This is a genomic window from Gordonia amicalis NBRC 100051 = JCM 11271, assembly GCF_000332995.1.
Lineage (GTDB): Bacteria > Actinomycetota > Actinomycetes > Mycobacteriales > Mycobacteriaceae > Gordonia > Gordonia amicalis.
Genome location: NZ_BANS01000015.1, coordinates 1 through 23,752 on the forward strand (window position 1 = coordinate 1; position 23,752 = coordinate 23,752).

Genomic DNA, 23,752 nt, shown 5'->3' on the forward strand with positions numbered 1-23,752 from the left:
CTCGCGTCGGTTCAGGACGGATGCGGCGTCCAAGCCATGAGAATGCCCCGCGACCTAGTTGTCGCGGGGCATTTCTCGTTCATGCGTCCTCAGCTGAGGTGGTGCACCTCGGCCAGGCCGTAGACCGGAGTGTCGAGGCCCTCGTACCGAGCCTTCAGCTGAAGGGCCAGGTACAGCGAGTAGTGGCGGGACTGGTGCAGATTGCCTCCGTGGAACCAGAGGCCCGGCTGCTGCGTCGGCTTCCACATGTTGCGCTGCTCGCCCTCCCACGGTCCGGGGTCCTTGGTGGTCTCCGATCCCAGTCCCCAGACCTTGCCGACGCGGTCGGCGACCTCTTGTCCCATGAGGTCGGCGGCCCAGCCGTTCATCGATCCGAATCCGGTGGCGTAAACCACGACATCGGCTTCGAGTGCGGTGCCGTCGGACAGGACCACCGCGGTCTCGGTGAGATGATCGAGCTGACCGTGGACCAGCTTGATGGTGCCGTTGGCGATGAGTTCGCTGGCGCCGACATCGATGTAGTAGCCCGAGCCGCGTCGTAGGTACTTCATGAAGAGACCCGAGTCGTCGTCCCCGAAGTCGAGCTGGAAGCCGGCCGCCTCGAGACGGTCGTAGAACTGCTTGTCCTGCTCGCGGATCTGGTTGTACACCGGCACCTGGAACTCGTGCATGATCCGGTAGGGCAGCGAGGCGAAGGTGAGATCGGCTTTCTTGGTGGTCATCCCGGAGGCGACCGCCTCCTCGCTGTAGAGGCCGCCGAGAGCGATCGACCGTAGCGAATCCGACTTCACGATGTGCGTTGACGATCGTTGCACCATCGTGGTGTCGACGCCGGTGTCGACGAGCGCCTTGCAGATGTCGTGGGCGGAGTTGTTCGACCCGATCACGACCACCTTCTTGCCCGCGTAGGCGTCGGGTCCCGGATGCCGGCTGGAGTGATGCTGTTCGCCGGCGAAGATGTCCTGACCCGGAACGGTCGGGATCGAGGGCTTACCGGACATACCGGTGGCGAGAACGAGCTGCATCGGATGAAGAGTCAGGCGTTCGCCGTCGCGGTCGAGTTCGACCGTCCAGCGTTCCTGGTCCTCGTCGTAGGTGGCCGACAGGCAGGTGGTCTTGCTCCAGTACGGCACCTCCATGACCTTGGTGTAGAACTCCAGCCAGTCGCCGATCTTGTCCTTGGGTGCGAACACCGGCCAGTTCTCCGGGAAGGGGAGGTACGGGAGGTGGTCGTACCAGACCGGGTCGTGTAGGCAGAGAGACTTGTACCGCTTGCGCCACTGATCACCGGGCCGGTCGTGACGGTCCACGACGACCGACGGCACCCCGAGTTGCCGGAGGCGTGCGCCCAGCGCGATCCCGCCCTGTCCGCCGCCGATGACGAGGACGTAGGGCTGTGCCGTGCGGCCCAGCTCGCGCTCTTCGTCGGCCTTCTTCTCGGCCCAGGATCGGGTGTCGGGATCGGAACCATGTACGGCACCCAGCACGCGGGTGGGGCCCCGGCTCTCCTCGTACCCCTTCAGCTCCTGCATGGTGGTGAGGAGCGTCCAGGCGCGATCGGTGCCGTCGGCGTCCGGGCGGATACGTAGGTGACCCTCGCAGCGTCCGACGGCGGTCTCGAAGGAGATGAAGGCCGACGCCACACCGTCGCCGTCATCGGCGGCCTCCTCGGTCGTCGCGAAGCCCGCGGGACGGGTGTCGGCCAGACGAGCAAGGAGCATGTCGGTGATCTGCTCGTGGCCTTCGACGGTCTTGATGTTCCAGGTGAACGCCGTCAGATCGCGCCAATAGCTGTCGGTGAGGAACGCAGCTGTCGCCCGACCGACGTCGAGCGAGGCCAGCGCGGCTTCGAACTCCTCCAGCCACGCGTCGATCCGCTGCTGCGGGGTCCGGCCGGTGCTGACGACCGGCTCGAGCGTCTGGGTCATGGTGTCTCCTCAACAGTTCGGGTGGTCCACCCCCGAAAGTGACGCGGACCACAGTCTTGCTGAGGACAGCAGACGCCACGCCTATCCACCGCGGCAAGGGTTGCAGCCCGTTGCGACCCGACCCCTTCTTGCATCGATTCTGTGATGTGACGCACAATCTTCGTGATGATGACTTCCGACCACGTCTCCGATCTGGAGCCTGCGGTTCAGGCCGGCGACGATCCGAGGGAGTTCGCCCACGTCCTCAGCGCCGTCCACGACGCGGCGATGTCGGGTGGGCGGATGCCGGCACGTCCGCGGGCCGTGATCGACGACTCGTGGCAGCGGCTCCGTAAGGCGGGCCTCGACCCGGACGCGGACTCTGCCGTCGAAAGACGACTGGACGTGGAAGAACTCGAGGAGCGCCGCCGCCAATCGGGGCTTGTCGAGGTCGTCGACGAACTCGCCCGCGGTCTCGACTCGCTCATCGCCGACGGCGACAACATCCTGGTGATCGCGGATGCGCGGGGTCATGTGCTGTGGCGCAGCGGGTCGTCGAGGGTGCTCAGCCGCGCCGATCAGCTGGGCTTCATCGAGGGCGCCGACTGGGCCGAGAGCTCGGTGGGCACCAATGCGATCGGCACCGCCCTGATGTCCGGCCGGTCCATCCAGGTGTTCTCCGCCGAGCACTTCGTGCGCAGCCATCACTCCTGGACGTGCTCCGGCGCGCCGATCAAGGACCCGCGCACCGGTGACGTGCTCGGCGTCGTCGACGTGAGTGGGCCGGCGGCGACGATCCATCCCACCACGCTGGCGCTCGTGCACGCCGTCGCGCGGCTTGCCGAGTCCCAGCTGCGGGAACGGCATCATCGACGTCTGGACTGCCTACGCGCGGTCGCTGCCCCGATCCTGGCCCGCTCACCGGGTCCGGCGCTGGCCGTGGACGTCGACGGCTGGGTGGCGGCTGTCGACGCGGTGTCCCCGCGAGCCCGGCTGCTGTTGCCGCGTGGCGTGGGACCCGGCCGGACCTTCTTCGGTGCGCTCGGTGAGTGCGATGTGGAGGCGCTGCCGGGCGGCTGGCTGGTTCGGGTCGCCGACGCGGTGGATGCGTCGCCGACGCGGGTGTCGATGCGCACGGTCACGACCGCTTTCGGCGGTGAGTGCGTCGCGGTCTCGGTCGAGGGAGCCAGCGGCGGATGGACCCACCGGTGTTCGCCGCGTCACGGGGACATCCTCACCCACCTCGCCCGGCATCGCAGCGGGGTCGCCGCGGCGCAGATGTCGACGCACCTCTTCGGCGTCGATGACCGGACGGTGACCGTGCGCGCCGAGATGTCGCGGCTGCGCAAGCGGTTCGGCGGTCTCCTGGTGGCGGGGCCGTATCGCTTCGCCGACGGGGTCGAGGTGCGGCTGGACGGCTGAGTGCCGAGAACCGCCCCGGAAAACCAACCGATGGGGTCGCGCCGCGCGCATACCGTCGTCGGCTGCGTCCAGGAGGGCGGATCTCCGGGGTGGATTCGTTGTTCTCCGTCAGTCGAACTCGGCCAGGACCAGCCCTCGGTCATACGCCGCAGTTCGGCACCGAGGTCTGCTGTGAAGCTCGTCACCGTTCCAGAATAGGTCCGCAGCCCGCTCCCACCTCCGCCCACCGATGGATTCTGACCTCCACCCACGGGCGGAGGTCAGGTCATCCCACAGCATGGCGATTCGGGGTCTTCGTCTCTATAGCGTTGTGAGCAGCACGTTTACACCACTGGCGAGAGGACGAGACGATGACGCTGCACCCCGGACGCAACGGCCCGCAATGGCTCGCGTCACCCGCTGTTCCGGAACTACACGGCCTGTCCGCGGGACGCCCGGTGGTCGTCGGCGTCTCCGGAAGCGAGGCGTCGCGTCGGGCCATCAAGACCGCCGTGCGCGCGACCGGAGGGACGTCCGACATTCTTCTGGTCTGCGCGACACGACGCAGCCGGCGAGACGAGGCCCCGACCGGACTCCACGATGCCCTCAAGGGCGAGTCCTATCTGCTGACCGGGCAGGCCACGGTCGCCGAGCAGCTGCGGACCGCGCGCGAACTCGCGATCTGGCTCGGTGCGCGGTCGGTGGAGATCGTCACCGACTTCGGCGACCCGGTGACGGTGCTGCAGCACGCTGCCGATCGCTTCGGCGCCGGGGCGGTCGTGCTGGGCACGTCCGGTCGGCGGCCCGGGTGGACGGCGAAGAGCCTTGCCCGCCGACTCGATACCGAGGTGGATCTCGTCGTCACCGACGGGAGGCTGCATCACCACCGCCGGTTCGCGACGCGTGAGGCATCGCTCCGCACCATCCGCTGGACACCGGGATGGACCGTTCCGCAACGCGGCCTCGCCTCCCGCTGAACGCTTGGGAGGAGGTGCGCATGCGCATCACCGACGAGGCACGTCTCAGGGAGATCGTCGGGCATCCGATCCTGGTGGTGGGGACCGCAAGATCCTGTACTTGTCCCCTTCGACACGCTTCTCCGCAGGCTACTCGACCGCGTCGAGCACTGAGGTGGCAACCTCGTCCGCGGGCTCCAGTGGCAGTGTGTGGTGGGTTCCGCTGCCCAACATGATGATCCGCGCATCGGGTAAGTGCTCCCGAAGTCGCGCCGCGACACGGGGAGAGTGGTGTGCCCGGCTGTCGGGCGCGAAGATCGCGGTGACGATCTTGCCGCCCTGCAGCTTCGAGGATTCCTCTCGGGACGGGCGTTTCGGAACGATCGTGGGGCCGGTGGGGTACTGCGCTCCGGCGCAGTACATCTCGGTCCACGTGCGGTCGAGGGTGGCATCGCGGGTCTCCCACGACAGGAACCGGCGTTGCCGCCGCGGAGTCGGTGCGATGAGCGTCGGCACTGCGTGGGCGAGATAGCGCAGTCGGAGGCCGCCGAAACATGAGGTCGGGTCGAGGAGGACGAGTCGCCGCACCCTCTCTCGGTGGACGCCGGTCGCGTAGGCCAGCGCGATCATCGCGCCGTACGAATGGCCCACCAGGTCAACGGATTCGACATCGAGGGCGTCGAACGTCGCGTCCAGCCAGGTCGACAGTTCGTCGGTTGTGCGCGGCCGGCCGGGCCCGGGGCGAGAGCGTCCGGCGTCGCCGATGATGTCGACGGTGAGTACCCGACGCGACTCTGCGAGGCGGCCGACCACATTCACATACGACGCGGATGTCGCGCCACCGCCCGGGAGCAGGACGATGGGCGTGCCCGGCGAGGTGCCACAGGTGTTGACCCGAGTCACCCCGTGGCCGCTCTCGACCTCGAGGGGCCGACCTCCTCCGCGTGCGATGAGGGCGTCGTAGGCGGTGAAGAACCTGGTGCCGTCAGGCGAATCGGCGAACTCCTGCATGCCACCGACGTGCGTGCGCTCATCGCCCTCCTCGACCGTTCGCGGGCAGGGGAAATCGCAACCCCCGGCTGGCTTGCCGGGCACCTGGGACTCAACAGCGCGTCGACGACGGCGTTGATCGATCGGCTGGAAGGTCGGGGCCTGGTCTCCCGGGCGCGCGACGACGCGGATCGTCGACGGGTCACGCTGTACGTCACCGACGCGGCCCAGGAGATGGGTTGGGGCTTCTTCGGTCCGCTCATCGACCGGGTCCGGGCCGTAGCCGACGACTTCTCGGCGGCCGAGCTCGACACCGTCCGCGCCTTCCTCGACCACGTCACCGCGGCGGTGGGGGAGCTGCGCAACGCCTGACCGAGCGTGGTGCGTGACCGTTCGTCGCCTGCCGGTGACCGATCGGCGCAGGTTGAGAGATCCGATTCGGTGCCGGCCATCACACCGATACCCTCTAGGGGCGGCGTGGCACATGAGGTGTCCCGCCCTACGCGCGAGAACGGCGAAAGGATGGCCATGGGCCGGTACACCGAAGCATTCACCCAGGCGGTCGACGATCGTGAAGGCTTTTGGCTCGAGGCCGCCCGGGCCGTCGACTGGACCGTGCGGCCCACTCGCGCCCTCGACGACTCGGCCGCTCCGTTCTACCGCTGGTTTCCCGACGGCGAGCTGAACACGTCGTACAACGCCCTCGACCGGCACGTGCAGGCCGGAAACGGCGACCGCACCGTACTCATCTGGGATTCGGCGATGGTCGGCGAGGTCCGCCGTTACACCTATGCCGAACTGCTCGACGAGGTCTCGCGCTTCGCAGGTGTCCTCGCCGCCCGGGGCATCGCCGCCGGCGACCGTGTCGTCATCTACATGCCGATGATCCCGGAGGCCGCGATCGCGATGCTGGCCTGCGCGCGGATCGGTGCCGTCCACTCGGTGGTCTTCGGTGGGTTCGCCGCACCCGAACTCGCCACCCGCATCGACGACGCCGAGCCGGTCGCTGTCGTCACCGCCTCCGGTGGTCTGGAGCCGGGGCGCGCGGTCGAGTACCTGCCGATGGTGGCGAGGGCGATCGAACTGTCGGCCAGTGCTCCGCAGACCGTCATCGTCAAGGACCGTCCCGAGATCAACGGCTCCGCAGCCGATCACGACGGTTGGCTGGACTGGGATTCCGCGATGGGCGACGCCCGGGCCGTCGACCCAGTGCCCGTCGCCGCGACCGATCCGCTCTACATCCTCTACACCTCCGGCACCACCGGAAAGCCCAAGGGCGTGGTCCGCGACAACGGCGGCCATGCCGTCGCGCTGACCTGGTCGATGAAGAACATCTACGGCATCTCCGCCGGTGACCTGTGGTGGACGGCGTCCGACGTCGGCTGGGTCGTCGGCCACTCCTACATCGTGTACGCGCCGCTGCTGGTCGGTGCGACGACCGTGATGTACGAGGGCAAGCCGGTCGGTACGCCGGACGCCGGTGCCTTCTGGCGCGTCATCGCCGACCACGGCGTCAAGGCACTCTTCACCGCGCCGACCGCGATCCGCGCCGTCCGCAAAGCCGACCCGAATGCCGCGGAGCTGGCGAAGTACGACGTGTCCACGCTCCAAACGTTGTTCGCTGCAGGCGAGCGGCTCGACCCGGACACCTTCACCTGGGCCTCGGAGGTTCTCGGGGTGCCGGTCGTCGACCACTGGTGGCAGACCGAGACCGGCTGGGCCATTGCGGCGAATCTTCGTGGCCTGGAACCGATGCCGATCAAGGCGGGGTCGCCGACGGTCCCCGTCCCCGGTTATCAGGTGGGCGTCGTCGACGCCGAGGGCAAGCAGGTGGGCGCGAATGAGGAGGGCAACATCGTCATCACCCTCCCGCTGCCGCCGGGGACGCTGACCGGTTTGTGGCGCGACGAGGAGCGCTACCGCAAGTCCTACCTCGCCGCCTTCGAGGGGTACTACCTGACCGGCGACAGCGGATATCTCGACTCCGACGGGTACGTGTTCGTCCTGGGACGCTCGGATGACGTGATCAACGTTGCCGGGCACCGGCTTTCGACCGGAAGTATCGAGGCGGTCGTGGCGTCGCATCCGGCGGTCGCCGAATGCGCGGTCATCGGGATCCACGACGATCTCAAAGGACAGCGCCCGAGCGGTTACGTAGTGCTGAAGTCGGGTGTCGACATCGAGGCGGACACGCTGCGGAGCGAACTGGTCGCCATGGTGCGCAACGAGATCGGCGCCGTCGCGACCTTCCGCGATGTGACGGTGGTGCCGGCGCTGCCCAAGACTCGGTCGGGCAAGATCCTGCGCAAGACGATGCGCCAGATCGCCGACCACGAGGACTACACGGTCCCGTCGACCATCGAGGACCCGGACGTCCTGACCGCGCTCGCCGAGCAGCTCAAGGGTTGACGGGCGTCACGACGTGCGCGACCGCATCCTCCGCACCGCGATAGCCCTCGTCCCGTTCGTCGGGCTGGTCGGCACGATCGTCATGACGGTGATCGATGTGCTGTCACCTGGAGGCGAACCAGGCCGGGATCTGCTCGAGAACTCGGTGCTGTGGATGATCGGCGTACAGGGCTGGATGACCGGGTGCGGTCACATGTTCTTCGGCGAGCCGATCGCGGAGTCGATCGGCTGGCCGTCGAAGACGCCGTGGCAGTGGGAGGTCGGTCTCGCCAGCCTGGCGACCGGTGTGCTGGGTGTCATCGCCTCCGGTTTCGGTGACGAGTTCACCCTGGCCACGATCATCGCGTTCTCCGTGTTCTACCTGGGTGCCGCCGTCGGACACGTGCGGGAGATGGTGACGCACCGGAACTTCAAGGCGGGCAACGCCGGACCGATCTTCTTCTTCGACGTGCTGGTGCCGGTCTATCTGATCGTGTTGTACACGGTCGTCACGTAGCGGAGACTTGTCGCGTGCATGTGGACAAGCACGACGAACTCCCCGTCGATCCCGACGAACGGCCGCTGCATCTGCGCGTGCACGCCTTGGTGTGGGTGTTCGCGGGAGGGCTGATCGGTACGGGCGTGCGGTACTGGGCAGAGGAGACATTCCCCGCAGCCGAGGGGCACTGGCCGTGGGCGACGTTCGCGGTCAACATCATCGGCGCCTTCGTACTCGGTGCGCTCCTGGAACTGCTTGCGCGGCTTGGCCATGACGAGGGCTGGCGACAGCGGGTGAGGTTGTTCGGTGGCACCGGCATCTGCGGGGCACTGACCACCTACAGCACGTTCGCACTGGAGATCTCGGAACTGACCCGCGCGTCGGCGGTGGTGACCGCCATCGCGTACGCGGCGGTCAGCGTCGTGCTCGGTCTCGGCGCGGCAGCCTGTGGGATCGCTGCCGCCTCGGGGTTCGCGGCACGACGGAGGCGGCGATGATCGCCCTCGCCGTGGTGGTGGCGGGAGCGCTCGGAGCGGTGGTGCGCTTCGTCGTCGACGGTGCGGTCAAATGGAAGTGGCCCAGCATCACCCCGTGGGGAACCTTCGTCATCAACGTGACCGGTTCGGCGCTGCTCGGTGTGCTCGCCGGTCTGGTGATCTTCCAGGGGGCTCCGCATGAACTGCAGGCCGTCGTCGGCACCGGATTCTGTGGCGGTTACACCACTTTCAGCACCGCGAGCTTCGAGGTCGTCCGCCTGGCGGAGAACCGGCAGAGGCTGGTCGCGGCCGGGTACGCCGGAATCACGCTGACCGTATCGGTCGCCGCATGTGCCGTCGGTCTGGCACTAGTCGGGGCGGCCTGAGGTCGACCGGCGCCGAACGCATTCGTCCCCGCCACCTTCGTCGAGGCGGCGGGGACGAAAAGCGCACGGTCAGAGACTCACTTGAGCTCGGCGCTGCTCTTGTTCAGCACGCGGCGGGCGATGATGAGGTTCTGGATCTGCTGGGTGCCCTCGAAGATGTCGAGGATCTTCGAGTCGCGGGCCCACTTCTCCACCAGCAGGCGCTCCGAGTACCCGAGCGTGCCGGTCAGCTCGACCACCTTGTTGGTGATGTCGGTGACGGTGCGTCCGGCCTTGGCCTTCGACATCGACGCCTCGGTCGAGTTCGGTTGCTTGTTGTCGGCCATCCAGGTGGCGCGCATCGTGTGCAGGTAGGCCGCCTCGAAGTCGGCCTCCATGCGCAGGAACTCGGCGGCCGCGGCGTGCTGGTCGGCGGCGGGACGGTCGTAGTCGACCTCGATACCGGCCTCGTCGAGAATGCGGCGCAGTTCCTCGAGAGCGGCACGCGCGACACCGACCGCCATGCCCGCGACGAGGGGCCGCGTGTTGTCGAAGGTCTGCATGACCCCGCCGAACCCCTTCTTGGTGTCCACCTCGGGGGAGCCGAGCAGGTTCTCCTTGGGGATCCGGCAGTTCTCGAACCGGATCACCGCGGTGTCGGAGACGCGGATGCCCAGCTTGTGTTCCAGCCGAACGACTTCCACCCCGGGGTGCTCACGCGGGACCACGAAGCTCTTGATCGCGGCGCGGCCCAGGCTCTTGTCGACGGTCGCCCATACGACGATGTGGGTGGCGCGCGAGCCGGCGGTCACGAAGATCTTCTCGCCGTTGATGACGTACTCGTCGCCGTCGAGGGTGGCGGTGGTGCTCACGGCCGCCGAGTCGGAGCCGAAGCTGGGCTCGGTGATGGCCATCGCGGCCCACACCTTGCCGAACCGCTCCAGCTGTTCGTCGGTGGCCACCGCGGCGATCGCCGAGTTCCCCAGACCCTGGTAGGGGATGGACAGCATGAGACCGAGGTCGCCCCAGCCTGTTTCGATCACGTTGAGCGCCGACTGCATGTTGCCGCCGTTGACCACCGCGCCCTCTTCGCGCGGCTTCGCCTTCTTCTGCTGGCTGCGACCGCCGTCGGCACCCGCGCCGGCCTGGCCGGTCTCCGAGAGACCGTCGTAGAGGCTGGCCAGGGTGTCGAGTTCGACCGGGTAATCGTGTTCGCGCAGATCGTATTTGCGCGAGATGGGTCGGAAGATCTCCGCCGCCGCCTGATGTGCCTGGTCGATGGTGACGTGCAGCTTCTTCGGGAGTTCGAGATTGATGCTCATGTCAGTTTCCTTGGGTCACAGGCGGTCTAGAGGACGACGATGCCTTCGCCGATGCCGGCGCCGCGGAGGTCGCGGTACCAGCGCTCGACCGGGTGCTCCTTGGTGAAGCCGTGTCCGCCGAGCAGCTGGACGCCGTCGAGGCCGATCTGCAGGCCCTTGTCGATGGTGAGCTTGCGGGCGAGGGCGGCTTCGCGGGCGAAGCTCAGGCCCTGCTCGGCACGTGCGGCGCCGCGCAGCGTCACGAGGCGGATCGAATCGACCTCGGTGGCGATGTTGGCGACCATGAACGCGACCGCCTGCCGGTTGGAGATCGGCTCGCCGAAGGCCTCACGCTCGTTGACGTAGGGGATGACGTAGTCGAGGACCGCGCGGGCGGTACCGGCGGCCAGTGCGGACCAGCCGAGGCGTGACAGGCGCACCACGTCGCGGTACGCGGCGAAAGCGGCGTCGCCGTCGCCGGCCAGCAGTGCCGTCTCGGGAACGGCGACGTCCTGCAGGAGCAGGCGTCCCATGCCGGCGGCGCGGACACCCATGCCGGGATCGGCTTCGACGATCAGGCCCTTGGAGTCGGACTCGACCAGGAACAGCGCGGGTTTGCCGTCGAGCTGGGCTCCGACGACGAACAACTCCGACGACCCGGCGGCCGGGACGAAGGACTTCACGCCGTTGAGGCGGTAGCCGCTGGGTACGCGGGTTGCCTTGGTGCTCAACGCGAATGCGTCGAACAGTGGCTTGGGCTCGGCGATGACGACGGCCGACTGCGGCACGTTCTCGCCGGCGAAGTCGGGCAGGTAGGTGCGCTGCTGGGAGTCGGTGCCGAAGTTGGTGAGGGTGGTGGCCACACCACTCGGCGCCAGAAGCGGGAGGGCCAGGCCCATGTCGCCGTAGGCCATCGCCTCGGCGACGAGTGCGTTGGTGACCACGCCACGCTCGGAGGCCGCACCGTCGAAGGTCTCGGGCACGTTGATCATCGTGATGCCCAGCTCGGCCGAGCGCTTGACGATGTCCTCGGGCGCCGTGGCCGCGGCATCGGCGTCGTAGGCGGCGGGGCGCAGGATCTCGGTGGCGAACTCCTTCACCGTCTCCGCGATCATCTGCTGCTCGTCGTCGGGGGTGAGGTTGAAGTAGTTCTTGGGTGCGGTGGTCAGCCGCTTGGCGTCGCCCGAGCCGCCCTGGGCGGCCTTGAACGCGCGGTTGGCCGCACCGAGGGTCTGGAAGCCGGTCTTGGTGGCCTGGTAGGCGACCCGGTTGATGGGTTCGCGGATCTTGTACTTCTCCGCGAACTCCGAGCCGGTCACCGTCGTGAGGACACGCATCGCGGTGCCGATGAAGTTGCGGGGATGCGGGTTGCGGCCGACTGCGGAGGTGTCGCGCGGTTCGGTGTGAGTTGTCATGATCACCAGCCGTTCTTCCAGTCGCCCCGGTGAGGGGCTCTGCACAGGTATTTGCGGACCGATCTTACTCGGTGGTAAGTCCAAACCTTACTCTGCAGTAAGAAGTTTGTCACCTACTTGTCCGACGCCGGCGGGGGTGTTGCGCGCTAGGCTGGCCGGGTGACCGTGGAAGCCCGCTCCGACCTGCGCTTATCGTCCACCGGCGCGCTGGGTGCGGCGGTCGTCGGACTGGCCGGTGCCGCCGCGGTGGGAGCCGCGTGCGTGTTCACCCCGGCCGGGATCGACGCCGGTCCGGGGATCTGTCCGTTCGCGATGATGACGGGCCTGCCGTGTCCGGGTTGCGGTCTCACCCGTAGCTGGGTGGCGTTCATGCACGGCGACGTCGGAGCGGCGTTTCGCTTCAACGTCTTCGGGCCGATCCTGCTCGTCCTCACCATGGTGACCGTCGCCCTCGCGACCGCAACTCTGGTGTGGCGGCGGAAGTCTCCGCTCGGGAGCTGGCGCGACCTCGTGCTGGGCCGCGCGGGTGCAGTCCTGCTGGGCGTGTGGCTGACCTACGGGTTGGCGCGCATCGTCGACGCCGCCGCGGGCTGGGGGATCTTCCCGATCGTGGTCTGAAGAAGGCAGAGTGGATGCATGCAGATCACCCACTTCGGCCACTCCTGTCTGCTCGTCGAGATCGACGGGACCAAGGTGCTCTTCGACCCGGGCAACTTCTCGCACGGTTTCGAGGGCATCAGCGGTCTCGACGCCATCCTCATCACCCATCAGCATCCCGATCACTGTGATGTCGCGAAGCTGCCCGACCTCGTCGCGGGCAACCCCGACGCCGTGCTCTACGCCGACCCGCAGACCACCGCGCAGCTCAACGGCGACGACGTCGCGGGGGAGTGGACGGCTGCCCACAGTGGTGGCCTGATCGAGATCGGTTCACTCACCGCACGATTCACCGGCGGCCGGCACGCGGTCATCCACCCGGAGATCCCGGTCGTCGACAACGTCGCCTATATTCTCGGCACCCCCGAGAACCCGGGACAGTTCATGCACCCGGGTGACTCTTTCTACATCCCGTTCGAGCGCGTCGACGTCCTCGCGCTGCCGTCGGCCGCGCCGTGGATGAAGCTCAGCGAATCCGTCGACTACCTCCGCGCGATGGCCCCGCGGGTCGCGGTGCCGATCCACCAGGCGATCCTCTCCGACGCCGGGACCGGCATCCACTACGGGCGACTGTCGGACATGAAGAACGACGCGACCGAGTTCAAGGTCCTCGACAAGGAGACCGGTACGGAGCTCTAGGGACGAAGCTCTTGGGACTGCGCTCTAGGGACGGAGCGCGGCCAGCACCTTGTCGTGGAGCAGGCCGTTGCTGGCGACGGCACTGCCGCCGGCGGGACCCGGGGTCCCGTCGAGTGCGGTGAACCGCCCGCCGGCCTCCCGGACGAGGATGTCGAGGGGAGCGAGGTCCCAGAGGGAGACCTCCGGCTCGGCGGCGACGTCGACCGCGCCCTCGGCCACCAGGCAGTAGTTGAAGAAGTCGCCGTAGCCGCGGACCCGCCACACCTGATCGGTGAGGTCGACGAAACGGTCGCGGATGCCGCGGTCGGCCCAGCCGGAGAGGCTCGAGAACGCCAGGCTCGACGCGGAGAGGTCGCCGACCCCCGACACCGAGAGCTGACGGGCGTCCTCACCGTCGAAGCACGTGTGGGCGCCGAGTCCGCCGGCGGCCCACCAGCGTCGACGCAGGGCGGGTGCCGACACCACGCCGACCGTGGGCACGCCGTCGACGAGCAGGGCGATCAGCGTGGCCCAGACCGGGACACCGCGGACGAAGTTCTTGGTGCCGTCGATGGGGTCGATGACCCATTGGCGACCGGTGAGGGTCGCGTCACCGCCGAACTCCTCACCGAGGACCGTGTCGGCGGGCCGGCGGGCGGCCAACCGTTCGCGGAGCAGCGTCTCGCAGGCGAGGTCGGCGTCGGTGACGGGTGTCAGGTCCGGTTTGTCGTCGACGCGGAGGTCGACCGCCCCGAACCGGTCCGTGGTCAGCGCATCGGCGGAATCGGCGAGCGACAGCGCGAGTTCGAGGTCGTCGTCGTAGCTCTGTGCGGTTCTGGGGTTTTTCGGACCGGAGTCGGCGGACATGCCCGGTAGGGTAGCCGTCATGCTGCTCACCGTGACGTTCACCCTGTTGCTGGCCGCGCTGGTGGTGGTGCTGGTCGTCCAGTGGCAGCGAGGCCGGAATCCGCGGGCGATGTCCCCAGGTAAGGCCTCGCAGTATGTGCAGGGCACGCTGACGGTCGTCGGCGTCTCCGACGACCAGGTCGACCCGCAGAGCACGACGGACAAGAACGGCCAGCGCTTCTACACCATCACCGGGACCATCGTCGGACCGGAGACCAACCCGACCGAGGTCTACGGAACGCTTGTGCTCGGTCCCGACGATCCGTGGCCGCAGGTGGGCGACGACCTGCCGGTGATCTACAAGCCGCAGAAGGCCGTGACGTCCTGGCAGTTCGGTGTCCTGCCCGATCCGCAGCCGCCCGCGGGACCCGGCGGCATCTGAACTGCGGGGCCTGACACTGTCTGACCCGGCCCGCGGTCGGTACTCTGGATAACCGTGCATCCCGACGTGACCGCAGACCTCGAATCCCTCGACACCACCTTGACCACCGTGGAAAAGGTGCTCGACCTCGAGGAGCTCCGTCGTCGCATCGACGAGCTGGAGATGCAGGCCTCCGATCCCGACCTGTGGAACGACCAGGACCACGCGCAGAAGGTCACCAGCGAGCTCTCGCACGCCCAGTCCGAGCTGCGCAAGGTCTCCGAACTGCGTCAGCGCCTCGACGACCTGCCCGTGCACTACGAGCTCGCCGACGCCGAAGAGGGTGACGACAAGACCGCGGCCCTGGCCGACGCCGATGCCGAGCGGGCGAGCCTGCGCGCCGACATCGAGGCCATGGAGGTCAAGACGATGCTCGCGGGTGAGTACGACTCCCGCGAGGCACTGGTCAACATCCGCTCGGGCGCCGGTGGTGTGGACGCCGCCGACTGGGCGCAGATGCTGATGCGCATGTACATCCGCTGGGCCGAGCAGAAGGGGTACGGCGTCGAGGTCTACGACACCTCCTACGCCGAAGAGGCGGGCCTCAAGTCCGCGACCTTCGCGGTCAAGGCGCCCTACATGTACGGCACCCTCTCGGTCGAGCAGGGCACCCACCGCCTCGTGCGGATCAGCCCGTTCGACAACCAGAGCCGCCGCCAGACCTCGTTCGCCGAGGTGGAGGTGCTGCCGGTGGTCGAGACCACCGACCACATCGACGTCGACGAGAACGACGTGAAGGTCGACGTCTACCGCTCGTCCGGCCCCGGTGGTCAGTCGGTCAACACCACCGACTCCGCCGTGCGCCTGACACACATCCCGACCGGCATCGTCGTGACCTGTCAGAACGAGAAGAGCCAGCTGCAGAACAAGGCGTCGGCGATGCGGGTGCTGCAGGCCAAGCTCCTCGAACGCAAGCGACTGGAGGAGCGCGCCGAACTCGACGCACTGAAGGGTGACGGCGGTTCGAGCTGGGGCAACCAGATGCGTTCCTACGTGCTGCACCCGTACCAGATGGTCAAGGACCTGCGGACCGGCGTGGAGGACAACAACCCGACCGCGGTGCTCGACGGAGAGCTCGACAAGTTCATCGAAGCCGGCATTCGCTGGCGTATGGCGTCCGCCGAAGCGTGACCGTGCAGCCGGGAGCCGCGCTGCTGGCCGCCGGGCCGTCCCCGACCGAACTCCTCATCGGCCGGGTCTATGTCTGGCTGGCCACCAACGGACTCGAGATCGTGATCTGGATCCTGGGTGCGGTCCTGTTGGCCCGCGTCATCCGGTGGTTCGCCGGCAGATATGCCACGCGGGTCGAGTCGCGCTTCTCCACCAGCGACCTCATCGTCCAGACGGAGGACGCCAAACACCGTCGGGCGCTGGTCGATGTGGTGGCGTGGACGCTGATCGTCGGCATTGCGATCGTCGTCGTCATCCACATCCTGGGCGTGTTCGGGATCCCGCTCAGCGGGCTCACCGGACCGACCGCCGTGATCGGTGCAGCCCTCGGTTTCGGCGCGCAGCGCATCGTGCAGGACATCCTGGCGGGCTTCTTCGTCGTTGCCGAGAAGCAGTACGGCTACGGCGACGTGGTGAACCTGACCGTCACCGGCAACGCCCCGGCCGAGGGAACCGTCGAGGACGTGACCCTGCGGGTGACCAAGCTCCGCACCACCGAGGGCGAGGTCATCACCGTCCCCAACGGTCAGATCATCAAGGCCACCAACCTCTCCAAGGACTGGGCCCGCGCCGTGGTCGACGTGCCGGTGCCCTCCGAGGCCGACATCGGCCTCGTCAACGACACCCTCGATCGGGTGGGCCGCGAGTTCTACGAGCTGCCGCGCTGGCACGATCTGCTGCTCGACGCGCCGTCGTCGCTCGGCGTGATCAGCCTCGAACTGGACTCGATCACCGTGCGCATGGTGACGCGGACCCTGCCGGGCAAGCAGTTCGAAGTGGGCCGCGCCCTGCGCGTCCACATCATCCGGGCGCTGGCACGGGAGGGGATCAACGTGCCCCCACGCGACGTCCAGGCGTCGAGTGGGCCGCCGGCAACGTTGGCCGACCAGGTCGCGCGTGACCGGGGCGGGGACGAGTGATGGCCGAATCCCCACAGGGCTCGTCGCCGTCGGATCCGCAGGACGGACGTCGCTTCCGGTTCCGGTGGAATCAGCACATCGGTAGGACGTCGGTACGGATCAGCACCACGATCCTGTTCGCCGTGTTCATCCTCTGCTGTGTCCTCTACGGCTACACCTCGCAGCGCTACGGCGTGGTCGCGCCGGAACCTCCTCGGCCTGCACCGAAGACGTCGCAGGTCGTCGACACACCGGTCTATGAGGAACCGGTGCCGTCGACGTTCAGCGAAACCACGTCCAGTAGACCGTCGGAGTCGTCGACCAGCGAGCCGGGCATCGACGGCGGGACCGAGGGCGGTACACGCTCCACGTCGACGCCGTCCACCACCCGCCCGACGATCCCGGGTCTGCCGGGGGTGGAGATACCGCAGTTCGGCGCGCCGACGCCGACCACGCCCGTCCCGACACGCTGAGGTCGACACAACCGCTGCCGAAGGGGCAGGTCAGGAACATTCACGGTGTGGTGTGTCGCGCCTGAACGGACTCTCAGGCGTCGTCGTTACACTGGCTCATCGTGATCAAGCTGGAGAACGTCACGATGCAGTACAAGGCATCCTCTCGGCCGGCTCTGAAGGATTTGAGCTTCGAGGTCGACAAGGGGGAGTTCGCGTTCCTCATCGGACCGTCCGGATCGGGCAAGTCGACGTTCTTCCGACTGCTGCTCAAGGAGGACCGGCCGACGAGCGGCGACGTGTATCTCGGTGAGTTCCACGTCAACAAGCTCCGGGCCCGGGACGTGCCCAAGCTGCGACAGTCGATCGGCTGTGTGTTCCAGGACTTCCGTCTGCTGCAGAAGAAGACCGTCGCCGAGAACGTCGCCTTCGCGCTCGAGGTGATCGGCCGCCCGCGGTCGACGGTCCAGCGCGTGGTGCCCGAGGTGCTCGAGTACGTCGGCCTCGAGGGCAAGCACGACCGCATGCCCAACGAGCTGTCCGGCGGCGAGATGCAGCGAGTGGCGATCGCCCGTGCCATCGTCAACCGCCCGCTCGTTCTGCTGGCCGACGAACCCACCGGAAACCTCGATCCCGAGACCAGTGAGGAGATCGTCGACGTCCTCGACCGCGTCAATCGTCGGGGCACCACGGTGGTCATGGCCACTCACGACCGGCACATCGTCGACGCGATGCGGCGCCGGGTTCTCGAATTCGACAACGGGCAGCTCGTGCGCAACGACCCGCAGGGTGTGTACGGAATCGGCTGACGGCTCGGCCCACTCCCGACACACAACAACGACCCCCAAGGACGTCTGAGCAAGCATGCGAGCGAATTTCATCATCAGCGAGGTTCTCCACGGACTCCGCCGCAACGCGACCATGACCATCGCGATGATCATCACGACGGCGATCACGCTGGGCATGTTCGGCGGCGGTCTGTTGGTGATCCAGATGGCCGACAAGAGCCAGAAGATCTTCCTCGACCGGGTGGAGATGGAGTTCTACCTCAATCCTGAGATCACCGAACGCGATCCGCAGTGTGATGCGGACCCGTGTGCGCAGTTGCGCCAGGGACTCGAGAACGAGCCCGGGGTCACCTCGGTGACGTACCTGGACAAGGACGAGGCCTACAAGCGTGCGAAGGAGATCTTCGCCAACAACCCCGACCTCGCCGAGAACATCGTCGAGGGCACGCTGCCGGCGTCGTTGCGGGTCCGCGTCTCCGACCCGGCACAGTTCGACGCCGTGCTCACCAAGTACGCGGGCCGAAAAGACATGGGCGTGGACGCTTTCAAGGACGATCGCAAACTGGTGCAACGTATCTTCAGCGTGCTCGACGGCGTGCGGAACGCGACCTTCGCGATCGCATCGGTGCTCGCGATCGCGGCGATCCTGTTGATCATCAACACCGTTCAGATCGCTGCCTTCACCAGACGGACCGAGGTGTCGATCATGCGCCTGGTGGGCGCGACGCGGTGGTACACGCAGTTGCCGTTCCTGCTGGAGGCGGTGGTGTCCGCCCTGGCCGGTTCGCTGTTGGCGATCGGTGGTCTGCTGCTCGCGAAGAAGTTCTTCTTCGACACGGCGTTGAAGGAGTTGTACGGCGTCAGCTTCTTCGCCCGCATCGAGCTGACCGACGTGCTGTTCGTGGCGCCCTGGCTGATCCTCGGCGGAATTGTGTTGGCGGGTGCGACGGCATATGTCACCCTTCGTGTGTACGTCCGTGAGTGAGCGGACCCGCTGCTGCCGTTGTGGCGCGGCCAGTACGATTACCGGTTCGACGAGGAGGTGAGTGCGCGATGCCCAGGGAAAAGGGACGCAACGTGATTGCGACGAACCGCAAGGCGCGGCACAACTACACCATCCTCGACGTCTACGAGGCCGGCATCGTCCTCGTCGGAACCGAGGTGAAGAGCCTGCGCGCCGGAAAGGCGTCGCTCGTCGACGCCTTCGCCACCATCGACGACGGTGAGGTCTGGCTGCACGCCCTGCACATCGCCGAGTACGGCCAGGGCTCGTGGACCAATCACGCGGTCCGGCGTAAGCGCAAACTGCTGATGCATCGTCGTGAGATCGACAACCTGATCGGCAAGATCCGAGACGGCAACCTCACGCTCGTGCCGCTCTCGATGTACTTCAGCGATGGTCGCGTGAAGGTCGAGCTGGCGCTGGCCCGCGGTAAGCAGGCCCACGACAAGCGTCACGACATCGCCAAGCGGACCGCGCAGCGTGAGGTCGAGCGTGAGGTCGGCCGTCGGGTGAAGGGGATGTGACCTCACCTTCGGTGAGATAGCCGTCAGGCGGCCCGGTCGAGACGAGTGCCCTCGTCCGCGGGTGCGGTCGCGGGGGCCTCGACGGCTGCCACCCGTGCGCGACGGTAGGTCCGCTCGTACTGTTCGACGTCGGCACGTCGCAGCGGGGGAGTCATCGGATCCGACGAGATGATCATGTCGTCGGAGTGCTGCTCGCTGAGTGTGATCTGCAGCCGGAAAGCAGCGATGGACAGGGCGAACAGCACTGCCACCGCCAGGCCGAACGGCCATGCCGGCGCACCGATGCCGCCGGCCAGGGACACCACGAAGAGTCCCAGGAAAAGGAATCCGAGAAGCATCACCAGGTACCCGGCGAATGCGTACGACTTCGAGCTGGATGCATTGTGCACGTCCACCAACCTCCTTGTTGAGAATTGATCGCTACATCTCATGTATCGATACACCGACTGTAGCGCTACACTATATGTAGCGCTCGATGGGCGCGTGATATTCCTGAAGCACCGGATTCGACGACGAAGGGTTCCGCGGGTGCCTGCTGACAGCGGCTCGAAGATCATCACGGCTGCGCTGGAGTTGCTGCGCGCGAAAGGTCCGGCCGGGGTGACGATCGAGGCGGTCGCAGCTCATTCCGGCGTCGCCCGCACCACCATCTATCGGCGTCACCGCAACCGGGACGAGATGCTGACCGCCGCGCTCGTCGCCGTGGGAACGCCGCCGGCCCTCGACGAGGATCTGTCCGGTGAGCAGCGACTCAGGTGGGTGGTCCGGCAGGCGGCATCCATGGTGTCCGACGGCATCGGATTCGGCGGCATGGCGGCGCTGATCACCGATGCCGATCCCGCGTTCACCGAGATCTTCCGAACCGTGCTGTCCAAGCACCGCGCCGATCTCGCCGCCGTCATCGACGACGGCAAGGGCCGTGGTCTCGTGGCGTCGACCGTGGACCCGGACGCGCTGCTCGACGGGATCGTCGGGACGCTCGTGGCCGAAAAGGCCAGGTCGGGGAGTGTGGGCGACGACTGGGAGAACCGTGTCGTCGAGCTGTACGCCCCGCTCGTGCTCAGCCGGGAATAGACTCCGCTGTCCGACTTGTTAGACTGAAGTACTCGCTGACTTCGGTCGGCGGGTTCCTCCTCGGGGCTGATCGGTTTCGACTACGTGCGTCGAGGTAGGGGAAGCGTGTCGGTGCAGGCTGGAGACCACCGTATAAGCGTCGCAGCAACCAATTAAGCGCCGATTCCAATCAGCGCGACTACGCCCTCGCTGCCTAAGTAGCGACGGCTAGTCTGTCGGCCCGGATTTTGCTCCCGAATCCGGATGCCGGCATCATCTCAGGGAGCTCACCGTCCTCGCCGGTCGCGGGCGAGGTCGGAACATCAAACAGCGACTGGGATCGTCATCTCGGCTTGTTCGCGTGACCGGGAGATCCAAGTAGAGACATAGCGGACTGCACACGGAGAAGCCCTACCAACACGACGGAGGACCCGGGTTCAATTCCCGGCAGCTCCACGGCGAAGCGCCCCACCTGTTCGCAGGTGGGGCGCTTTTGCGTACAGCGGTTGGACACGTCACTCGCAACGGCACCGTAGGATTTGCTGGTCACTTCCGCAGCCCTTCCCATGAACTCGGAAACAGCGTGGGGTCAGTTCGGGAATCTGAGCTGACCTCAAACCTCGAGTTCGGCGAAAGCCGGGTGCTGGTTCTCCGGATGCCTATCTCAGTAGTAGTGCGCTCGACCGCCCACCGCGCGCCCGGTGGCACCGAGGATCGCCAGGATCGCGCCGATCACGGCGATGATGATGCCCAGGGTCCACAGGATCGGGATGCCGAAGATGAATCCGAGAACTAGAAGGATGATTCCGAGGATGATCACCGCGCACACTCCGGGGTTCGGTGTTACAGGATGCTCGACGCTGCTGCAAGCGATTCTCACCTTACTCCCGTCACATCCGGTGGTGCGCCAAATGATGCCGGACGTCGGATCCAGGTCTGCGGGCACGTGGGCAACACCCGATTGATACGGCGGATCTCGACAGCGGGCGGTCTCGGCCGGCGGCTCAAGCCGCCGTGGCGTCGGCCAGCGCGTTCTCGCGGTGACGGCGTCGCTTGCTGATGACGCCGTGGGTCGGGCTGAACAGGAAGACGAGCAGGAACAGGATGCCTTGCACCAGAACGACCATGCCGCCGGGCGAGGTGTCCTGGTAGTACGACACGTACAGGCCGATGACGCCGCACAGTGCAGAGGTGACCGGAGCGATGATGAGCATCCGGCTGAATCGGTTGGTGAGCAGCTGCGCGGTGGCGCCGGGGATGATCAGCATCGCCACCACCAGCACGATGCCGACGACCTGCAGGGCGGTCACGGCGGTCAGGGCGAGTAGGGCGAGGAGTGCAGCGCCGAGGAGTCTCGGACTCAGACCGATGGCGAAGGCGTGCGTGGGATCGAAGGCGTAGAGAGTGAAGTCGCGGCGCTTGAGCAGGAGGATGACCGCGACGATGGCGCCGAGGATGGCGATCTGGATGAGGTCGGACGTCGAGACGCCGAGCAGATTGCCGAAGATGATGTGGTTCAGATCGGTCTGGCTCGGCGTCACCGAGATCAGGACCAGGCCGAGCGCGAACAGCGTCGTGAAGACGATGCCGATTGCGGCGTCCTCCTTCACCCGCCCGCCGTCGCGGACCGCGCCGATCATCGTCACCGCGAGGAATCCGAAGACGGCCGCGCCGATGGCGAACGGGATTCCGACGATGTAGGCGAGGACCACGCCGGGCAGCACCGCGTGGGAGACCGCGTCACCCATCAGCGACCAGCCGATGAGCACCAGCCAGCAGGACAACAGGGCGCACACCACCGACGAGATCAGCGTCGCCCACAGCGCACGCGTCATGAACGCGTAGGCGAACGGGTCGAGGAGGTAGTCGACGATGCTCACGATGCCTCTCCTTGGCGGTCGCGTTCGAGCGGGTCGAGTCCGAAGGCGCGCACGAGATTGTCGGTGGTGATGACCTCTTCCGGAGCGCCCTGGGCGACGACCCGGCGCATCAGCAGGATCGCCTCGTCGGCGAGCGTCGGCAGGACCTGCAGGTCGTGAGTGGAGACCAGGATCGTCACACCGGAGTCGGCGAGTTCACGCAGGAGTGCGGTGATCGTGGCCTCGGTGCGCTTGTCGACGCCGGCGAACGGCTCATCGAGCAGGAGGATCGACGCCTCCTGGGCGATGCCGCGGGCGACGAAGGCGCGCTTGCGTTGACCGCCGGAGAGCTGGCCGATCTGGCGGTCGGCGTAGTCGGTGAGTTCGACGCGGGCGAGTGCTGCGTCGACGGCGTCGTGGTCGGCGCGTCTGGGGCGTCGGGTGAAGCCGAGATGGCCGTAGCGGCCGGTCATCACCACATCGCGTACCGACAGCGGGAACGACCAGTCGATGTCCTCGGACTGCGGTACGTACCCGACGAGGCCGGACTTGCGGGCAGCGGTCGGGCTCTTGCCCGCGAGGGTGACCGAGCCGGTGGTCGGGGTGACCGACCCGACGATGGTCTTGAACAGTGTCGACTTTCCTGATCCGTTCATGCCGATGAGGGCGCAGACGCGGCCGGTCGGCACCCGCACCGACGCGTGATCGAGTGCGAGGATTCGCCCGTAGCGCACGGTGACGTCGTCGACCTGGATTGCCTGCGAGGTGATCATCGGTTGTCTCCCGTCAGTCCCGACACGATGGTCCGGGCGTCGTGGCGGATCAGGTCGAGGTAGGTGGGCACGGGGCCGTCGGCCTCCGAGAGGGAGTCGACGTACAGGGTGCCCCCGAAGCGGGCGTCGGTGGCGCCGACGACCTGCTGCATCGCTGCGTCGGAGACGGTCGACTCGCAGAAGACAGCCGGCACCCGGTTCTTGCGCACGAAGTCGATGGTCGCGGCGACCTGCTGCGGGGTGGCCTGCTGCTCGGCGTTGACCGGCCAGATGTAGCGCTCGGTGAGCCCGGCGTCGCGTGCGAGGTAGGAGAAGGCGCCTTCGCAGGTGACCAGTGCGCGTTCGTTGGGCGGCAGGTGGTCGAGTGCGGAGACCAGTTCGGTCTGCACCTGCTGCAACTGTTTCTTGTACGACGCGCCGTTCGCCGCGAAGATCTCGGCGCCCTCGGGGTCGAGGTCGGTGAAGGCGTCGACCAGGTTGTCGACGTAGATGCCGACGTTGACCGGACTCATCCATGCATGCGGATTCGGTTTGCCCGCATAGGCATCCGAGGCGATGTCGATCGGTGCGATGCCGTCGCCGGCCACGACGTGCTCGACGTCGAGGCCCTCGACGAACTGCCCGAACCAGGCCTCGAGGTTGAGTCCGTTGTCGACGACGAGGGAAGCCGTCGCCGTGCGTCGGACGTCGCCGGGTGTTGGTTCGTAGCCGTGTATCTCCGCGCCGGGTTTGGTGATCGACTCGACGCGGAGACGGTCGCCGGCCACGTTCGACGCGATGTCGGCGAGCACGGTGAACGTGGTCAGCACGACCTTCTCGTCGGGGAGCCGGCTGGAGAGGGTGCAGCCCGAGATGAGAATCCCGATCGCAGCGATGAGTGCGCCGACTGGCAGGAGTCGGCGGGCAGCGTTCAACTTGGGCATGCCGACAC

General features: G+C 67.1%; 27 protein-coding genes and 1 other RNA gene. 18 read left to right on the top strand and 10 right to left on the bottom strand.

Features of this window, described 5'->3' with window-relative positions:
* Positions 1-89 precede the first annotated feature (89 nt).
* The gene (locus GOAMI_RS07500; RefSeq protein ID WP_006435852.1) at positions 90-1,928 is read right to left on the bottom strand and encodes a flavin-containing monooxygenase; all 1,839 of its coding nucleotides are present in this window, start codon (positions 1,926-1,928) and stop codon (positions 90-92) included.
* 165 nt (positions 1,929-2,093) lie between these two features.
* Between GOAMI_RS07500 and GOAMI_RS07505 the strand changes: the two genes are divergently transcribed.
* Complete coding sequence (locus GOAMI_RS07505; protein WP_040004657.1) at positions 2,094-3,329, top strand: GAF domain-containing protein; 1,236 nt, start codon at positions 2,094-2,096, stop codon at positions 3,327-3,329.
* 350 nt (positions 3,330-3,679) lie between these two features.
* A complete protein-coding gene (locus tag GOAMI_RS07510; RefSeq protein ID WP_006435854.1) occupies positions 3,680-4,285 on the top strand; it encodes a universal stress protein in 606 nt (201 codons plus the stop codon).
* A 129-nt stretch (positions 4,286-4,414) separates the two neighbouring features.
* Here the strand turns inward: GOAMI_RS07510 and GOAMI_RS07515 are convergent, their stop codons facing one another.
* Entirely contained in the window at positions 4,415-5,275 is an 861-nt protein-coding gene (locus GOAMI_RS07515) for an alpha/beta fold hydrolase (protein WP_006435855.1), read from the bottom strand.
* A gap of 9 nt (positions 5,276-5,284) precedes the next feature.
* On the opposite strand from GOAMI_RS07515, the gene GOAMI_RS07520 reads away from it, so the two are divergent.
* The 5 genes from GOAMI_RS07520 to GOAMI_RS07540 all read left to right on the top strand — a co-directional run bounded on the left by GOAMI_RS07520 (position 5,285) and on the right by GOAMI_RS07540 (position 9,003).
* Positions 5,285-5,626 carry a MarR family transcriptional regulator gene (locus GOAMI_RS07520; RefSeq protein WP_006435856.1) on the top strand — a complete coding sequence of 114 codons (342 nt, stop codon included), beginning with the start codon at positions 5,285-5,287 and terminating at the stop codon, positions 5,624-5,626.
* A gap of 156 nt (positions 5,627-5,782) precedes the next feature.
* The gene (locus tag GOAMI_RS07525) at positions 5,783-7,663 is read left to right on the top strand and encodes a propionyl-CoA synthetase (RefSeq protein WP_006435857.1); all 1,881 of its coding nucleotides are present in this window, start codon (positions 5,783-5,785) and stop codon (positions 7,661-7,663) included.
* Positions 7,664-7,676: 13 nt separating this feature from the next.
* On the top strand, positions 7,677-8,159 hold the full coding sequence (locus GOAMI_RS07530; protein WP_006435858.1) for a DUF6790 family protein: 483 nt from the start codon (positions 7,677-7,679) through the stop codon (positions 8,157-8,159).
* A gap of 14 nt (positions 8,160-8,173) precedes the next feature.
* Complete coding sequence (crcB, locus tag GOAMI_RS07535; protein ID WP_006435859.1) at positions 8,174-8,638, top strand: fluoride efflux transporter CrcB; 465 nt, start codon at positions 8,174-8,176, stop codon at positions 8,636-8,638.
* Positions 8,635-9,003, top strand: coding sequence for a fluoride efflux transporter FluC (locus GOAMI_RS07540; RefSeq protein WP_006435860.1), 369 nt, complete (start codon positions 8,635-8,637; stop codon positions 9,001-9,003). The genes crcB and GOAMI_RS07540 overlap by 4 nt, the downstream gene beginning before the upstream one ends.
* Before the next feature lie 77 nt (positions 9,004-9,080).
* On the opposite strand, the gene GOAMI_RS07545 is transcribed toward GOAMI_RS07540, so the two are convergent.
* Positions 9,081-10,304 carry an acyl-CoA dehydrogenase family protein gene (locus GOAMI_RS07545; RefSeq protein WP_006435861.1) on the bottom strand — a complete coding sequence of 408 codons (1,224 nt, stop codon included), beginning with the start codon at positions 10,302-10,304 and terminating at the stop codon, positions 9,081-9,083.
* A gap of 26 nt (positions 10,305-10,330) precedes the next feature.
* On the bottom strand, positions 10,331-11,698 hold the full coding sequence (locus GOAMI_RS07550) for an acyl-CoA dehydrogenase family protein (protein WP_040004673.1): 1,368 nt from the start codon (positions 11,696-11,698) through the stop codon (positions 10,331-10,333).
* A gap of 159 nt (positions 11,699-11,857) precedes the next feature.
* Between GOAMI_RS07550 and GOAMI_RS07555 the strand changes: the two genes are divergently transcribed.
* Both GOAMI_RS07555 and GOAMI_RS07560 read left to right on the top strand, forming a co-directional pair.
* Positions 11,858-12,316, top strand: coding sequence for a DUF2752 domain-containing protein (locus tag GOAMI_RS07555; RefSeq protein WP_006435863.1), 459 nt, complete (start codon positions 11,858-11,860; stop codon positions 12,314-12,316).
* Positions 12,317-12,334: 18 nt separating this feature from the next.
* Positions 12,335-12,994, top strand: coding sequence for an MBL fold metallo-hydrolase (locus tag GOAMI_RS07560; RefSeq protein WP_006435864.1), 660 nt, complete (start codon positions 12,335-12,337; stop codon positions 12,992-12,994).
* Positions 12,995-13,018: 24 nt separating this feature from the next.
* Here GOAMI_RS07560 and hisN read toward each other — a convergent pair whose 3' ends face one another.
* On the bottom strand, positions 13,019-13,840 hold the full coding sequence (hisN, locus tag GOAMI_RS07565; RefSeq protein ID WP_051995381.1) for a histidinol-phosphatase: 822 nt from the start codon (positions 13,838-13,840) through the stop codon (positions 13,019-13,021).
* A 19-nt stretch (positions 13,841-13,859) separates the two neighbouring features.
* Between hisN and GOAMI_RS07570 the strand changes: the two genes are divergently transcribed.
* The 7 genes from GOAMI_RS07570 (at position 13,860) to smpB (ending at position 19,136) form a co-directional block, all read left to right on the top strand.
* A complete protein-coding gene (locus tag GOAMI_RS07570; protein WP_006435866.1) occupies positions 13,860-14,261 on the top strand; it encodes a hypothetical protein in 402 nt (133 codons plus the stop codon).
* 54 nt (positions 14,262-14,315) lie between these two features.
* Complete coding sequence (prfB, locus tag GOAMI_RS07575; RefSeq protein WP_006435867.1) at positions 14,316-15,431, top strand: peptide chain release factor 2; 1,116 nt, start codon at positions 14,316-14,318, stop codon at positions 15,429-15,431.
* Positions 15,428-16,390, top strand: a complete 963-nt coding sequence (locus GOAMI_RS07580; RefSeq protein WP_006435868.1) for a mechanosensitive ion channel family protein — start codon at positions 15,428-15,430, stop codon at positions 16,388-16,390. Before prfB ends, GOAMI_RS07580 begins: the two co-directional genes overlap by 4 nt.
* Positions 16,390-16,842, top strand: a complete 453-nt coding sequence (locus tag GOAMI_RS07585) for a hypothetical protein (protein ID WP_006435869.1) — start codon at positions 16,390-16,392, stop codon at positions 16,840-16,842. Before GOAMI_RS07580 ends, GOAMI_RS07585 begins: the two co-directional genes overlap by 1 nt.
* A 101-nt stretch (positions 16,843-16,943) precedes the next feature.
* Positions 16,944-17,630 (top strand): cell division ATP-binding protein FtsE, encoded by a 687-nt coding sequence (gene ftsE / locus GOAMI_RS07590; protein ID WP_006435870.1) that lies wholly within the window; start codon positions 16,944-16,946, stop codon positions 17,628-17,630.
* A gap of 55 nt (positions 17,631-17,685) precedes the next feature.
* Positions 17,686-18,594 carry a permease-like cell division protein FtsX gene (gene ftsX / locus GOAMI_RS07595; RefSeq protein ID WP_006435871.1) on the top strand — a complete coding sequence of 303 codons (909 nt, stop codon included), beginning with the start codon at positions 17,686-17,688 and terminating at the stop codon, positions 18,592-18,594.
* Positions 18,595-18,662: 68 nt separating this feature from the next.
* Positions 18,663-19,136: an SsrA-binding protein SmpB gene (gene smpB / locus GOAMI_RS07600; protein ID WP_006435872.1), complete on the top strand. Its 474-nt coding sequence runs from the start codon at positions 18,663-18,665 to the stop codon at positions 19,134-19,136.
* Positions 19,137-19,159: 23 nt separating this feature from the next.
* On the opposite strand, the gene GOAMI_RS07605 is transcribed toward smpB, so the two are convergent.
* Positions 19,160-19,525: a hypothetical protein gene (locus tag GOAMI_RS07605; protein ID WP_040004674.1), complete on the bottom strand. Its 366-nt coding sequence runs from the start codon at positions 19,523-19,525 to the stop codon at positions 19,160-19,162.
* A gap of 139 nt (positions 19,526-19,664) precedes the next feature.
* On the opposite strand from GOAMI_RS07605, the gene GOAMI_RS07610 reads away from it, so the two are divergent.
* Together GOAMI_RS07610 and ssrA are read left to right on the top strand one after the other, a co-directional pair.
* Positions 19,665-20,210 (top strand): TetR/AcrR family transcriptional regulator, encoded by a 546-nt coding sequence (locus GOAMI_RS07610; RefSeq protein ID WP_006435874.1) that lies wholly within the window; start codon positions 19,665-19,667, stop codon positions 20,208-20,210.
* A gap of 62 nt (positions 20,211-20,272) precedes the next feature.
* Positions 20,273-20,648: a transfer-messenger RNA gene (gene ssrA / locus GOAMI_RS22545) on the top strand.
* A gap of 205 nt (positions 20,649-20,853) precedes the next feature.
* On the opposite strand, the gene GOAMI_RS23190 is transcribed toward ssrA, so the two are convergent.
* The 4 genes from GOAMI_RS23190 to GOAMI_RS07625 form a co-directional block, all read right to left on the bottom strand.
* A complete protein-coding gene (locus tag GOAMI_RS23190; protein ID WP_085950442.1) occupies positions 20,854-21,009 on the bottom strand; it encodes a DUF6131 family protein in 156 nt (51 codons plus the stop codon).
* Positions 21,010-21,193: 184 nt separating this feature from the next.
* Positions 21,194-22,069 (bottom strand): metal ABC transporter permease, encoded by an 876-nt coding sequence (locus tag GOAMI_RS07615; protein ID WP_006435876.1) that lies wholly within the window; start codon positions 22,067-22,069, stop codon positions 21,194-21,196.
* Complete coding sequence (locus GOAMI_RS07620) at positions 22,066-22,821, bottom strand: metal ABC transporter ATP-binding protein (protein WP_006435877.1); 756 nt, start codon at positions 22,819-22,821, stop codon at positions 22,066-22,068. The genes GOAMI_RS07615 and GOAMI_RS07620 overlap by 4 nt, the downstream gene beginning before the upstream one ends.
* Complete coding sequence (locus GOAMI_RS07625) at positions 22,818-23,744, bottom strand: metal ABC transporter substrate-binding protein (protein WP_006435878.1); 927 nt, start codon at positions 23,742-23,744, stop codon at positions 22,818-22,820. The genes GOAMI_RS07620 and GOAMI_RS07625 overlap by 4 nt, the downstream gene beginning before the upstream one ends.
* Positions 23,745-23,752: the final 8 nt, after the last annotated feature.